This window comes from Flavobacterium sp., assembly GCF_046296355.1.
Classification (GTDB): Bacteria; Bacteroidota; Bacteroidia; order Flavobacteriales; family Flavobacteriaceae; genus Flavobacterium.
Genome location: NZ_JBKBLM010000001.1, coordinates 141,909 through 155,894, shown reverse-complemented (window position 1 = coordinate 155,894; position 13,986 = coordinate 141,909). Strand labels below are relative to the sequence as shown.

The 13,986-nt window shown below is 36.2% G+C and carries 12 protein-coding genes; 10 read left to right on the top strand and 2 right to left on the bottom strand.

Features of this window, described 5'->3' with window-relative positions; all coding sequences use genetic code 11:
* Position 1: 1 nt before the first annotated feature.
* Positions 2-2,182, bottom strand: coding sequence for a ribonuclease R (gene rnr, locus ACK4HO_RS00745; RefSeq protein ID WP_409661150.1), 2,181 nt, complete (start codon positions 2,180-2,182; stop codon positions 2-4).
* Positions 2,183-2,294: 112 nt separating this feature from the next.
* Here rnr and ACK4HO_RS00740 point away from each other — a divergent pair, with 112 nt between their 5' ends.
* The 5 genes from ACK4HO_RS00740 to ACK4HO_RS00720 all read left to right on the top strand — a co-directional run bounded on the left by ACK4HO_RS00740 (position 2,295) and on the right by ACK4HO_RS00720 (position 8,099).
* Entirely contained in the window at positions 2,295-2,528 is a 234-nt protein-coding gene (locus ACK4HO_RS00740; RefSeq protein WP_409661147.1) for a DUF2007 domain-containing protein, read from the top strand.
* A gap of 636 nt (positions 2,529-3,164) precedes the next feature.
* Positions 3,165-3,596, top strand: coding sequence for a ribose 5-phosphate isomerase B (gene rpiB / locus ACK4HO_RS00735; protein ID WP_409661144.1), 432 nt, complete (start codon positions 3,165-3,167; stop codon positions 3,594-3,596).
* A gap of 330 nt (positions 3,597-3,926) precedes the next feature.
* Entirely contained in the window at positions 3,927-4,829 is a 903-nt protein-coding gene (locus ACK4HO_RS00730; RefSeq protein ID WP_409661141.1) for a cation diffusion facilitator family transporter, read from the top strand.
* A 12-nt stretch (positions 4,830-4,841) separates the two neighbouring features.
* Positions 4,842-5,657, top strand: a complete 816-nt coding sequence (locus ACK4HO_RS00725) for an NAD(P)H-hydrate dehydratase (RefSeq protein ID WP_409661138.1) — start codon at positions 4,842-4,844, stop codon at positions 5,655-5,657.
* A 318-nt stretch (positions 5,658-5,975) separates the two neighbouring features.
* Positions 5,976-8,099 carry a Tex family protein gene (locus tag ACK4HO_RS00720; RefSeq protein WP_409661135.1) on the top strand — a complete coding sequence of 708 codons (2,124 nt, stop codon included), beginning with the start codon at positions 5,976-5,978 and terminating at the stop codon, positions 8,097-8,099.
* A gap of 69 nt (positions 8,100-8,168) precedes the next feature.
* Here ACK4HO_RS00720 and ACK4HO_RS00715 read toward each other — a convergent pair whose 3' ends face one another.
* Complete coding sequence (locus tag ACK4HO_RS00715; RefSeq protein ID WP_409661132.1) at positions 8,169-8,375, bottom strand: twin-arginine translocase TatA/TatE family subunit; 207 nt, start codon at positions 8,373-8,375, stop codon at positions 8,169-8,171.
* 140 nt (positions 8,376-8,515) lie between these two features.
* On the opposite strand from ACK4HO_RS00715, the gene ACK4HO_RS00710 reads away from it, so the two are divergent.
* From ACK4HO_RS00710 to ACK4HO_RS00690, 5 genes are all read left to right on the top strand, one after another.
* The gene (locus tag ACK4HO_RS00710; RefSeq protein WP_409661129.1) at positions 8,516-9,385 is read left to right on the top strand and encodes a M23 family metallopeptidase; all 870 of its coding nucleotides are present in this window, start codon (positions 8,516-8,518) and stop codon (positions 9,383-9,385) included.
* Between the two features lies 1 nt (position 9,386).
* Positions 9,387-9,752, top strand: a complete 366-nt coding sequence (locus ACK4HO_RS00705; RefSeq protein ID WP_409661126.1) for an SdpI family protein — start codon at positions 9,387-9,389, stop codon at positions 9,750-9,752.
* 2 nt (positions 9,753-9,754) lie between these two features.
* The gene (locus ACK4HO_RS00700) at positions 9,755-11,239 is read left to right on the top strand and encodes a GH3 auxin-responsive promoter family protein (RefSeq protein WP_409661123.1); all 1,485 of its coding nucleotides are present in this window, start codon (positions 9,755-9,757) and stop codon (positions 11,237-11,239) included.
* 133 nt (positions 11,240-11,372) lie between these two features.
* Complete coding sequence (locus ACK4HO_RS00695) at positions 11,373-12,248, top strand: carboxypeptidase-like regulatory domain-containing protein (protein ID WP_409661121.1); 876 nt, start codon at positions 11,373-11,375, stop codon at positions 12,246-12,248.
* A gap of 42 nt (positions 12,249-12,290) precedes the next feature.
* A complete protein-coding gene (locus ACK4HO_RS00690; RefSeq protein ID WP_409661118.1) occupies positions 12,291-13,982 on the top strand; it encodes a DUF6909 family protein in 1,692 nt (563 codons plus the stop codon).
* The last annotated feature ends 4 nt before the right edge of the window (positions 13,983-13,986 follow it).

Genomic DNA, 13,986 nt, shown 5'->3' with positions numbered 1-13,986 from the left:
TTTACTCGTTTCTTCTTATGAAATGGAAATCTAATTGTTTCTTAACCAAATCGGCATTTTTTACTTTGACATAAACTTCATCACCGAGTTGTAAAATACTATTCGTCGCTTGACCAACCAAAGCATATTGTTTCTCATCAAACGTATAATAATCTTCTTTGATTTCTCGGATTCTGACCATGCCTTCGCATTTGTTTTCGATGATCTCTACATAAATTCCCCATTCGGTTACACCTGAAATTACCCCTAAAAACTCTTGGTCTTTGTGATCTTGCATGTATTTCACTTGCATGTATTTCACAGAATCTCTTTCTGCTTGTGCGGCCAAACCTTCCATATCACTGGAATGGGCACATTTTTCTTCGTATTCTTCTTGGCTCACACTTTTGCCACCATCGAGATAATATTGTAATAAACGATGCGCCATTACATCAGGATAACGTCGAATTGGAGAAGTAAAATGACTGTAAAAATCGAAAGCTAATCCATAATGGCCAATGTTTTCCGTAGAATATTTGGCTTTGCTCATGCTTCGAATGGTTAATGTATCTACTAAATTCTGTTCTTTTTTACCATTGACTTCATTCAATAAATTATTCAATGATTTAGAAATATCCTGTTTGGATTTCATGTTAATCGAATACCCAAATTTTGAAATCACCGTTTGAAGGTTAATTAACTTGTCTTCGTTGGGTTCATCGTGGATTCTATAGATAAAAGTTTTCTTTTGTTTTCCAATAAATTCGGCTACTTTTCTGTTGGCCAACAACATAAATTCTTCAATCAAATGATTGGCATCTTTCGAAATTTTGAAGAAAACACCAACCGGCTCTGATTCTTCATTTAAGTTGAATTTTACTTCTACTTTATCGAAGGAAATCGCTCCATCAGCCATTCTTTTTTTCCGAAGAATTTTAGCTAAATCTTGCATTTTTAAAGTCGCTTCAACTATTTCCTTTGGTACTCTGTATTCTTTTCCGATCAATGAAATTTCAGCCGGAATTACATCTGATCTGGTTTCAATAATTTGCTGCGCTTCTTCATAAGCAAAACGTTGGTCTGAGTAAATCACGGTTCTTCCAAACCAAGAATCTAAAACTTCCGCTTTGTTATTCAATTGAAATATAGCGGAGAACGTATATTTTTCTTCATTTGGTCGAAGTGAACAAGCAAAATTAGATAATACTTCAGGCAACATTGGTACCACTCTGTCAACCAAATAAACCGAAGTAGCTCTTTTATAAGCTTCATCATCTAAGATTGTTCCTTCTTTTAAATAATGCGAAACATCGGCAATATGAACGCCAATTTCGTAATTTCCATTGTCTAAAACTTGAAAAGAAAGTGCATCATCAAAATCTTTTGCATCTTTAGGATCTATAGTAAACGTCAACACTTTTCGCATATCACGACGCTTGGCAATTTCTTCTGCTGTGATTGAAGTATCTAATTTATTTGCAAAAGCATCCACTTCAATAGGGAAATCATATGGTAAACCATATTCGGCTAAAATCGCATGAATTTCGGTATTGTGTTCGCCAGGTTTTCCTAAAACTTTAATCACGGAACCAAAAGGCGAATCCGCTTTTGCCGGCCAATCTTCTAATTTGACTAAAACAACATCACCGTGTTCGGCATCGCCTAATTTGTTTTTTGGAATAAAAATATCTGTGTACATTTTAGCATTTGCTGTAGTAACAAAGCCAAAATTCTTTTGAATATCAACAACTCCAACGAATTCTTCTTTGTGTCTTTCTAAAATTTCTAATACTTCCGCTTCCGGTTTTCTCGAACTTCTTCGGTCATAAACATAAGCTTTTACTTTATCACCATCTAAAGCATGATTCAAATTAACAAACGGAACAAAAACGTCGTGTTCTAATTCCTCACAAACAAAATAACCGGCTTTTCGGCTGGTCATGTCAATGGTTCCTTCGTAATATTTTTGGCTGGTAGCTTTGACTAAATACTTTCCCGGTTCTGATTCTATAATCAGTTTTTGAGCAGCTAGAATCTTTAAATCTTTGATGATTTCGTTTCTGCTTTTGGTATCATCCAACTCAAGGATAGCAGCTATTTGTTTGTAGTTGAATGGTTTATTGGCATTCTTGGATAATATTTTAAAAATCTTCTCGGAAAATGTCTTTTCGTTTTTCCCGAACTTTTTGGGTTTCTTACTCATTGTATTTCTTCTATTAATGCTGAAAATTACGAAATAGTAATTAGTAAATAGTAATTAGTGATTAGTTTTAATTAAAAAATAACAATTTGTATCTTTATAAAAACTACAAAAAATGACCGAATTTATAACAATTGCTACTTTTAATTTCGCTCATGAAGTGATGGTTTTAAAAACCATTTTAGACCGAGAAAGTATTCCGTATTTGTTTCAAAATGAAAACCTGGTTTCGATAGATCCACTCGCAAGTTTGGCTTATGGCGGCATCCAATTAAAAATTCATCCGAATGATATCGAAGCCGTTCAAACTATTTTAGATGACCTAAATAATAATTTAAAAATCGTTTAAAATTTCAAAGTTGTCAACACATATTAAAAACAACAAAACGATTTTTAAAATTATTTAAAATTTATGATGGTTATTATAGTGTGTTAATAGATGTAATAACTTTTTTGAATTGACAGTGTTTTAAAAGTTATGTAAACTTATACAGAGAAATTAACATCGTTTACCAAATCTAAAGTTCTTAAAATGAGCCAAATTTTGATTTTTATCAACAGTTGTTAACATGTAAAAAACAAGGTAAATTTTTAATAAGTTTAATAGCTGATTTTTGTTGAAAACCATGTTTTTAATATTGATAAGTATTCTAAAAAAAGCCCAAACTAAATTTGATTTTCTCGTTTCAATTTTTGATTAGAAAAAAAAGCCATACAACCTTAAAAAACTTCTAATTTTCTATCCAAAGTTGTTAACAATCTGTGTTAATTTAAAGTTAACTGATTATCAAGGATTTGCGAAACACTATCAACATTCTAAAATTTTAACATTTGCCTTGATATTTATGCAATGATTTTCAAATAGTTATAGAAATATCTCAACCTACAGAAAAACTTAAGTTTTTAAAATCAAGTAGTTACAATAAAGTAGGCATCCAACCGATAGTTTGCTTAAATTTGTGCTTATAACTGCAAAAAATTTACCATGAAAATCTCTATCGGAAACGATCACGCCGGACCGGATTACAAAAAAGCCATCGTCGCATTTTTAGAACAAAAAGGCTATCAAATATTTAACCACGGTACAGACACTTTTGACAGTGTGGATTATCCTGATTTTGGTCATCCTGTAGCGATTGATGTAGAATCAAAAAGAGCCGATTTTGGGATTGTAATTTGTGGTTCAGGAAATGGCATAGCTATGTCGGCCAACAAACACCAAGGAATACGTGCTGCACTTTGTTGGACCAAAGAAATTGCCGCACTGGCTCGCCAACACAATGATGCTAATGTGATTAGTATTCCGGCAAGATATACTTCAATCCAACAAGCGGTTGAAATGGTCGATACTTTTTTAAATACAGCTTTCGAAGGCGGAAGACACGCAACAAGAGTGGATAAAATAAGTTGTAATTAACTCTAATGATATCCGACTTAAATAATTTCAATGAAGTTAATGCGGCAAGTAGAAAAGTTGCTTTACTATCCTTTTTATTAGGGACATTAATTCTTGCGCTCTATTTTATTACTCATTATCACGGTATTATTTATTTAGGTTTGTTTTTCATAACCGCTGCTTTTATGTTAAATAGCTTTTTTACCGTCCTATTGCTCTATTTTTACATTAAAGAAAAAAAGCATAGAAAAATTATCTTATTTTCTATTCTATTAATCTTCATTAACATACCGATTGGATTTTTTTATCTTGATTTAGGATTTGAAATTTACAATCATATCGAGATAATCAATGAGTGAAATACACATCCACAAACACGAAGTACAAGGGAAAAACTTGGTTATTTCCATTATTCTAAACCTGATTATCACCATTGCACAAGTAGTTGGCGGAATCATTTCGGGAAGTTTGGCGCTGATATCCGATGCTTTACACAATTTTTCTGATGTGCTTTCATTGGTTTTTAGCTTAATTGCACACAAATTATCCAGAAGAAAAGCATCTATAAACAACACATTTGGTTACAAAAGAGCCGAATTGATTGCGGCTTTTGTTAATGCGTCAACCTTAGTAATTGTAGCATTTATTTTGATTTATGGCGCCATAGGAAGATTTATTGATCCGCATCCGATTGAGTCCGGTTTGGTAATTTGGTTGGCTTTGTTAGGCATTGTGGTTAATGGGCTTTCGGTCATTTTTCTCCGAAAAGATGCGGAACACAATATCAATATGAAATCGGCTTATTTGCATTTGCTAACCGATATGATGGCTTCTGTGGCGGTTTTGGTTGGCGGTTTGTTAATGAAATTCTACGATTGGTATTGGGTTGATAGCGTTATGACCATTGCCATTGCTATTTATTTAATCGTGGTTGGAGTCAAATTATTAATTACTTCTACCAAAATGCTGATGCTTTTCACGCCTGATTTTATCGACATCAAAGAATTGGTTCGCGAAGTACATAAAATTCCCGGCGTGAATAAATTGCACCATATTCATGTTTGGCATCTCAACGACGAAGAATTGCACCTCGAAGCGCATTTAGATTGTTCAAATGATATTAAAATGAGCGAATTCAATGAATTGTTGCATAAAGTAGAACAGGTTTTATTTCTTAAATTTAACATCAATCACATCAATATCCAACCCGAATTTAAAAAAGAAGATCCAAAAGATTTTATAGTTCAGGACTAAAAAGGTTTCAAAATGATTATCATTGACCAAAATCTTATCCGAAAAATTTTCAAAAAAAGGCTGCCAGATTCACACAAAGGCAATCACGGCCATACATTGATTATCGCCGGAAGCAAAGCCAAAATGGGCGCAGCCATTATTTCGGCTAAAGCTTGTTTAAGAAGTGGTGTTGGTTTGTTAACGGTTAATATTCCCAAAAAAGAAAGGCCAGCCATTTTCACTTCCATTCCCGAAGCGATGATTGAATTTCGGGAAGACAATAACGATTGGGAAAAATACAACGCTTTTGCCATCGGACCGGGTTTTGGAACCGACAAACAAGCTGAAAGAAAAGTTGAATTTGTAATGAAAACAGCAAAATTTCCCATAGTTTTTGATGCGGATTCGCTCAATATTTTGGCCAAAAACCAAAAGTTGTTCTCTAAACTCCCTGCAAAATCAATCTTAACGCCGCATGTCAAAGAGTTCGACCGATTGTTTGGCATTCATTTTTCAATTGAAAAAAGACAACAAAAAGCCAATGAAAAGGCCGCAGAACTAAACTGCATTATAGTCTTAAAAGGACACAAAACTTTTATCACCAACGGACACCAAAGTTTTCAAAACACCAACGGAAATTCGGGCTTAGCCAAAGGCGGTTCTGGCGATGCATTAACCGGAATGATTACGGCATTTCTGGCCCAAGGTTACGAACCGATAAACGCAGCAACTCTAGGCGTTTACCTTCACGGGTTGGCTGCCGATATTACGCTAGAAACCCAAAGCGAGGAAAGCATGTTAATCACCGACGTAATCGATAATTTAGGCAAGGCTTTTCAAAAAATTTAGCATAAAACAATGTATTAGCTGTGAAGCGCTTTCCAAAATAGGATAAAGCTGACGACTATAAACAGGAAAATTGGTATACCGGCTAAGAGGTTAAAATTTCGTTTAAGTTTTAAAGACTTTTTGTGAAAAAAATAGCTTTCCACCAATAAAAAAACTGACCAAAAAAATAAACCTGTGTAAATACTCAACGCATAGGCAAGATAAAACTCTTCAAAATCAAGGAAGAAAATAATACTTCCCAAACAAAGTAGCACCAACAATAGAATCCGCAGGAAAAAATATTTTATCATTGCATTTATTTAGCCCAAATATACAAAAATGACTAGCATACAATTCATTCAAAACCAAGTCGCAGCTTCACCAAAAAGTATCGAAGCCACTTTAAAATTATTATCCGAAGATTGCACAATCCCTTTTATTTCGCGTTACCGAAAAGACCAAACCGGAAACTTGGACGAAGTCGTTATTGAAAACATTGCTAAATTAACTAAACAGTACGACGAAATTGTAAAACGCAAAGACAGTGTTTTGAAATCGATTGAAGAACAAGGCCAACTGACCTCGGAATTGAAAAGCAAAATAGAAAACAGTTTCGATTTACAAGAGATTGAAGATTTGTATTTGCCTTATAAAAAGAAGAAGAAAACACGAGCTGATGTCGCTCGCGAAAACGGATTGGAACCTTTAGCTAAAATTATCATGGCGCAAAATTCTGATGATATTGAATTTATCGCTTCCAAATATTTGAATGCAAAAGTGCCAAATGAAGACGATGCTTTACAAGGCGCGCGTGACATTATCGCCGAATGGATTAATGAAAATATTTTTATCCGGAAAAATCTCCGTCGTTTGTTTCAAAGAAAAGCGATTGTTGAAACTAAGGTTGTGAAAACCAAAAAAGACGACGAAGCCGCTCAAAAATTCTCCCAATATTTCGAATGGGCCGAACCCATTTCCAAAGCGCCATCGCATAGACTGTTAGCGATGTTGCGAGCCGAAGCCGAAGGTTTTGTCAAGTTAAACGTCGAAATCGAGAAAGAAGAAGCCATCGAATTTATCGAAAACAATACCATAAAAAACAATCGCGAGACGGCCGACCAATTGCGTTTAGCCATCAAAGACAGTTATAAAAGATTGTTAGAACCGGCCATTTCCAACGAAACGTTACAAGAAGCCAAAGCCAAAGCGGATGCCAAAGCGATAGAAGTTTTTGCCGGGAATTTGGGCCAACTTTTATTAGCGCCGCCGTTAGGGGAAAAACGAATTTTAGCCATTGATCCCGGATTCAGAAGCGGTTGTAAAATTGTTTGTCTGGATGAAAAAGGAGATTTGCTCTACAACGAAACCATTTATCCTCATCAGCCGCAGAATGAAACTACGATGGCGATGAAGAAAATCAAATCGATGGTGAATGCTTATAATATTGAAGCGATTTCCATCGGTAACGGAACGGCATCGCGTGAAACAGAATTCTTTATCAAAAAAATTGCTTTTGACAAACAGGTTCAGGTTTTTGTGGTTTCAGAAGCCGGCGCATCGGTTTATTCCGCGAGTAAAATCGCGAGAGATGAATTCCCGAATTATGACGTAACGGTTCGTGGCTCAGTTTCCATAGGAAGACGACTTTCTGATCCTTTGGCGGAATTGGTTAAAATTGATGCTAAATCTATAGGCGTTGGGCAATACCAACATGACGTTGACCAAACCAAACTCAAAGAAGAATTAGATACCGTCGTAGTTCGTTGCGTGAATTCGGTTGGCATCAATATCAATACGGCGAGTAAATCATTGCTGAGTTATGTCTCAGGAATTGGGGAAAAAATGGCAGAAAACATAGTCGCTTTCCGAAGTGAAAATGGTCCGTTTGAAGACAGAAAGCAACTGAAAAAAGTGCCGCGTTTGGGCGACAAAGCTTACCAACAAGCCGCAGCTTTTATCCGAATCAAAGATGGAAAAAATCCTTTAGATAATTCGGCCGTTCATCCCGAAGCTTATTCCGTGGTTGAAAAAATGGCAAAAGATTTAGGCTTAAAAACGGCAGAATTAATCGGGAAAAAAGATAAAATCAGTTTAATAAAGCCGGAATCTTATATCACTTCAGATATCGGAATTTTAGGGATTAAAGACATTTTAAAAGAACTCGAAAAACCCGGATTAGACCCAAGAAAAGCGGCCAAAGTTTTCGAATTTGACCCTAATGTAAAATCCATAAAAGACGTTCGCTCCGGCATGATTTTACCCGGAATTGTCAATAATATTACTGCTTTCGGTTGCTTTGTCGATATCGGAATCAAAGAAAGCGGCTTGGTGCACATTTCCCAACTCAAAGAAGGCTTTATTTCCGATGTGAATGAAGTGGTCAAATTACACCAACACGTTCAAGTCAAAATCGTTGAGGTAGATGAAGAACGAAAGAGAATTCAGTTGACGATGGTATTCTAAAAAATAAAAATCCCAAACACCAATAATTAGTTGGAATTTGGGATTTTTTAATATTGGAATTTAAAGAAGTTACTCTTTAGTGGCAGTTGTTTCTTCTTCCTTTTTTGGCTCTGTTGTATCGTCTTTAGCTGCTTTTTTGAATTCTTTCACGCCGCTACCCAAACCTTTCATCAATTCCGGAATTTTTTTACCTCCAAAAAGTAATAAAATAACGGCTAAAATCAACATCATTTGCGGGAATTCAATTGCGCCAAGAAATATGGTTAAAAAGGTCATGATAATATGAATTAGATTAAATATTTGGCAAATGTAGAAAATAAATTAATAGATGTCTCTGTTTTGCCATTAAAGAACGTTAAACTTTATAAAATCTTAAGCAGATATAATTTCTATATTTGTGGTATAATCAAATACCAATGTCCGAAAAACGGCTCAAGCGCAAAATCATCAAGAAAAAACTATTCACGAAAAACCGTTTGGTTATCCTGAATGAAGAAACTTTTGAAGAAGTATTTTCTTTGCGTTTAACGTTGATGAATGTGTTTGTTGTGGCGAGTATTGGTGCATTGTTGATTATTTTTATTACCACTTATATCATTGCTTTTACACCTTTACGCGAATATATTCCGGGCTACGCTTCCACTAAATTAAAAAGAGATGCGACCGAATTAGCCCTCAAATCCGATTCCTTAAGCAATGCCTTAAAGAAAAATGAAGCTTATATTGCTTCCATCAAAAAGATTTTGACCGGCGATTTAGATTTTGCCAAATTCAGCAAAGATTCAATTACCGCGACTAATTTAGAACCTGTTTCTGAGGAAGATTTACAACCTACTGAAGCCGATTTATTACTTAGAGAACAAGTCGCCCGAGAAGACAAATACAATCTTTTTGAAAAGGCAAAACCCAAAGTAAGCGTGGTGTTTTTTCCACCGGCAAAAGGGATGATAACCGAGAAGTTTAACCCAAAAGATAAACACTATGCCGTTGATGTAGCATTAGCCAAAGACACGCCAATCAAGTCGGTTTTAAGCGGAACGGTAATCTTTGCCGATTGGACACCAACGACCGGAAACGTAGTCATCATAAGACACAACAACGGATTTATTTCCGCTTATAAACACGCCGCATCGTTAACCAAAGAACAAGGCGATACCGTAAGAACCGGCGAAGTCATTGCCTTAGCAGGCTCAACCGGACAAGAATCAACCGGTGTGCATTTGCACTTTGAATTGTGGAAAGACGGTTATCCAATTGATCCAAGTATTTTTATTGCCTTTGAATAATATGGAAGAAATTTTGAATAATATTAGTGAGCAAACCTTGTTTATTCCTTTTACAACAGGAACTATTTTTGTCTTAGCCGCATTGATAACATTAGTGTTTCCACCCAAAAAAATAAACTATTTATACGGTTACAGAACTAGAGCATCTATGAAAAACCAACAGGTTTGGGATTTTGCACAACGGTATTCCGGTATAAAAATGGTGCAATCCGGATTGGTTTTGATTGCTTTATCTCCCTTGAATGTTTTGGTTAATTTGAATGAAAGTTTTCAATTAAGCTTAGGCTTCTCATCCGTAATTATTGCTTGTGCGTATTTGTTTTTTGCCACCGAAAGAGCCATTAGAAAAAAATTCCCAAACGATTAACGATGTCAATCAAATCAATAGCAGCCAAATTATTGGCTAAAAGCATTTACAAAAAGACCCAAGCGTGGGCCTCAAAACCTGTTGAAACCCAACAAAAAGTTTTGAATCATTTAATCAGTCAAGCCAAATTCACCTTGTTTGGTAACGACCACGATTTCCTAAACATCAAAACCTTTGAAGATTTCGCCGCTAAAGTTCCGATAAGAGATTATGAGGAATTACGGCCTTATGTAGACAAAGTGGTCAAAGGCGAAGAAAACATCCTTTGGAAAGGCAAACCGATTTATTTTGCCAAAACTTCGGGCACAACATCGGGCGCAAAATACATTCCACTCACTAAAGAATCCATGCCGTTTCATATCGAAGCCGCACGAAATGCTATTCTAAGTTATATCCACGAAACCGGTAAAGCGGATTTCGTTGATGGTAAAATGATTTTCCTGCAAGGCAGTCCTATTTTAGAGGAAAAAAACGGAATCAAACTGGGAAGGCTTTCCGGAATTGTAGCGCATTTTGTGCCAAAATATTTGCAAAAAAACCGCATGCCGAGTTGGAAAACCAATTGCATAGAAGATTGGGAAACCAAAGTGGATGCGATTGTTCAAGAAACTTTTAATAAAGACATGACCGTCATTTCCGGCATTCCTTCTTGGGTGCAAATGTATTTTGAAAAACTGCATCAAAAAGGAGGAAAACCCGTTGGCGACATCTTCAAAAACTTCAATTTATTCATTTACGGCGGCGTAAATTATGAACCATATCGCGCCAAATTTGAAAACCTAATCGGAAGAAAAGTCGATTCTATCGAGTTATTTCCGGCTTCCGAGGGCTTTTTTGCTTACCAAGATTCTCAAAAAGAAAAAGGGATGTTATTGCTTTTGAACTCAGGTATTTTCTACGAATTTGTCAAAGCAGAGGAATTTTTCACCGAGAAACCAAGGCGTTATACGATAGGCGAAGTCGAATTGGGAACCAATTACGTTTTAATCATTTCTACCAATGCCGGACTTTGGGCCTACAATATAGGCGACACCATTCAGTTCACGAGTTTGAAACCATATCGTGTTATCGTTTCAGGAAGAATTAAACATTATATTTCGGCTTTTGGCGAACATGTGATTGGTAAAGAAGTCGAAAGCGCTTTGCAAGAAGCCATGCAAGGAACAACTGTTCGGGTCAATGAATTTACCGTCGCGCCACAAATCACGCCAAGCGATGGATTGCCTTATCACGAATGGTTCATCGAATTTGAAAACGAACCGGAAAACATAGAAGATTTTGCCCTAAGAATTGACCATGCCATGCGCAAACAAAACACCTACTATGACGATTTGATTGTAGGCAACGTATTGCGAACGCTTGTCATTACCAAAGTCGCCAAAAATGGTTTCCAAGACTATATGAAATCCATCGGAAAACTCGGTGGACAAAACAAATTGCCAAGATTGGCTAACGATAGAAAGATTGCTGATTTCTTTAATCATTAGGAGCGAACCTGCCTGCCGGCAGGCAGGAGGCTCGGGCATTTTTGTAATCCATTTTCCTGCTACCGAAACTCGCTGTAACTGCGTTACGAGCTCAAACAATTTCGGCATCAGGGCTAAAAAGCAAACTAAAGGAATGAAATTAACGGTTTTAATTATTGTCTTATTTTTAAAAACATTTTGGGTTTCCGCCCAAATCAAAGGCGTCGTTAAAGACAGTCTTACCGGCAAACCGATTTCGTATGTCAATATTTGGGTCGAAAATGAAAATATTGCCACCACTTCTGAGGAAGATGGCACTTTTTCGTTCAATATTTCCGCCAATAAAAACCTTATTTTTTCAGCATTAGGCTATGAAAAGAAAACGATAAAAGCTTCACAATCCGCTCAAGTTTTGCTCTCTTCAAAAGCATTTGATTTAGAGGAAGTCGTTATATCAAACAGTATTGAAACTAAACGGATTGTCATTGGCCAAACCGAGAACACCGTTGCTCAGGCTTTTGATAACGGACCAAGAATAGACGTTAAATATTTTCCGTACAATTTGGCCTATCAAAAAACAAAATACATCAAAAAAATAATGCTTAATACCGACAGCAGAATTGAGGACGCGACGGTTAAAATTCGGTTTTACCGAGTTGATGCTAATGGTTTTCCCGGTGAAGAAATGCTCAAAAAAGATTTAATCGTTTCGGTAAAAAATGGCACAAGAAGTAATAAAATTGACTTGTCCGACTATAATTTGGTCATGCCAAAAAATGGTCTTTTCGTTGGTTTTGAAAAGTTAATGATAGAAAAAAACAAAAAAGAAAAAACCATTACAGACCAGAATACCAAAACCACACAAATTCTAAAAACCTATTATCCCTTTATCCTTTATAACTATGTAGAAAGAGAAGCGCTTTTTACCTTTTCGGGCGGAAAATGGAATAAACAAGTAAAAGAGACCAACGGCATAGCGGAAAAAGTGAAAGGTTATGAACCGGCAATCAACCTAATTCTAACCAACTAAACGACAAAAACCCTATATTTGCGGGTTAGAAAACAAAATTTAATGAAGGAAATTAAAAACATTTCGCGCTCACGAGCGCAAGAATCGTCGGCAGCTATCGAACGATTGTACATTACCATGAGACATTTATTCAACAGAGGTTTTTATAAACCAATGGGTGTTTCAGGGGAAACTTTAAGAGAGGCATTATTGTCTCTAAGACCCGAAATTTACGGCAGCATCGCCGAAGAAAAAGTAGAGCTCAACGGTTTGCTTTATGTAATTGAAAGACTTCCCGTAGGCATTGAAGAATGTCGTTTTATCAACCTAACTTCAGACGAAGGTTATTCTAAATCGCATTTTCAAGCGATTGTTCCACCTAAAAGAAGAAGAAATTGTTACCGCATAGATGAAGAACAAATGAACGTTGAAATCACACGTGGTCGTTCGGACATTTATGATATTTTAACGCATTTGACTTTTATTTTTATCGAATCGCATAAAATCAAAGACCGAGTTTTGTTAGATGAAGCCAATTTAGAACTTACCCGAGACTGGCAAAAATTAGAGCAAGCGGTTTTACAAAATAAAAAATTCACACAGTCAGAAAAGGAAGTGGCGATTTCACATGCCGCCAATGTTTTGGGCAGAAGTTTTTCGGAAGTGTTAGACATTTATGATGCTTTTGGCACCAAAGAAAAACCGGATAGATTTTTACACGTAATCTATTGGTTAGGAAAATTAGCGATTCAAGAAATCGTCGACAACAACAAAAGAACGATTACGTTCAGTCCGATTTTAAGAGAAAGATTAGGCCATCATATCCACGGTGAAATTTGGGCAACAACCATCAAAGAAACCTTAAAAGCCAATAATTTATTGGAAAGACCAATCCACATTATCAGTGCTAACATGCACAGTGTAATGAATTCACTCTTTGCTACGACGGTTTTGAAAACCAAATTCAAAGACAAATCGGATTTCTTTATCTATGAAGAATTAAGCAAATCAGGTGCTGATCCGGTTAGGAATAAAGTAGAGGAGTTTGCTATAAAACATGGGATGATTTCTTTACCGGACCAATCAGGAACCAATATTGATGTTCAGATTTTTGATACCGCCAAAATTGATTGGGCCAAATCAAGTTTCCCGAAAGCTAAGATTGGAAAAGAAAGCCCTGTTTTAATCGTTATGGATTATGCTTTTGGCGAACAAGCTTTTGAAACGATTGACGAGTTATTGAAACCATACAAAGACGGCAAAATCAAAACTTTCCTCAATGTAGAATCCGTTTCCATCATGGGAAAAGCCGGCATTTTACAAGGCGGTAAAGGTGATATTATGATTCCGTCAGCGCACATCAATGAAGGAACGGCAGATAATTATCCGTTCGAAAATGAATTGACCGCCAAAATGTTTGACGGGAATGATATTCCGGTATTTTCGGGACCAATGGTTACCGTGCTTGGAACATCGCTTCAGAATAAGGATTTATTAAAATTCTTCCACGAATCAACCTGGGAAGTGATTGGTCTTGAGATGGAAGGCGCTTATTATCAAAAAGCGATACAATCGGCCTCCAAAATCAGAAAGAGCATTCACCCGAATGTAAAAGTCCGATACGCTTATTATGCTTCAGATAATCCTTTAGAAACCGGAAGCACTTTAGCTTCTGGCGGATTAGGAACAACAGGCGTAAAGCCAACGTATTTGATTACTATTAAAATATTAGAACAAATTTTTAACGTTAAATAAATTT

Excerpts from the sequence above, each read along its gene's own strand:
- rnr (WP_409661150.1), bottom strand. The coding sequence starts at position 2,182 with ATGAGTAAGAAACCCAAAAAGTTCGGGAAAAACGAAAAGACATTTTCC.
- ACK4HO_RS00740 (WP_409661147.1), top strand. The coding sequence starts at position 2,295 with ATGACCGAATTTATAACAATTGCTACTTTTAATTTCGCTCATGAAGTG.
- rpiB (WP_409661144.1), top strand. The coding sequence starts at position 3,165 with ATGAAAATCTCTATCGGAAACGATCACGCCGGACCGGATTACAAAAAA.
- ACK4HO_RS00730 (WP_409661141.1), top strand. The coding sequence starts at position 3,927 with ATGAGTGAAATACACATCCACAAACACGAAGTACAAGGGAAAAACTTG.
- ACK4HO_RS00725 (WP_409661138.1), top strand. The coding sequence starts at position 4,842 with ATGATTATCATTGACCAAAATCTTATCCGAAAAATTTTCAAAAAAAGG.
- ACK4HO_RS00720 (WP_409661135.1), top strand. The coding sequence starts at position 5,976 with ATGACTAGCATACAATTCATTCAAAACCAAGTCGCAGCTTCACCAAAA.
- ACK4HO_RS00715 (WP_409661132.1), bottom strand. The coding sequence starts at position 8,375 with ATGACCTTTTTAACCATATTTCTTGGCGCAATTGAATTCCCGCAAATG.
- ACK4HO_RS00710 (WP_409661129.1), top strand. The coding sequence starts at position 8,516 with ATGTCCGAAAAACGGCTCAAGCGCAAAATCATCAAGAAAAAACTATTC.
- ACK4HO_RS00705 (WP_409661126.1), top strand. The coding sequence starts at position 9,387 with ATGGAAGAAATTTTGAATAATATTAGTGAGCAAACCTTGTTTATTCCT.
- ACK4HO_RS00700 (WP_409661123.1), top strand. The coding sequence starts at position 9,755 with ATGTCAATCAAATCAATAGCAGCCAAATTATTGGCTAAAAGCATTTAC.
- ACK4HO_RS00695 (WP_409661121.1), top strand. The coding sequence starts at position 11,373 with ATGAAATTAACGGTTTTAATTATTGTCTTATTTTTAAAAACATTTTGG.
- ACK4HO_RS00690 (WP_409661118.1), top strand. The coding sequence starts at position 12,291 with ATGAAGGAAATTAAAAACATTTCGCGCTCACGAGCGCAAGAATCGTCG.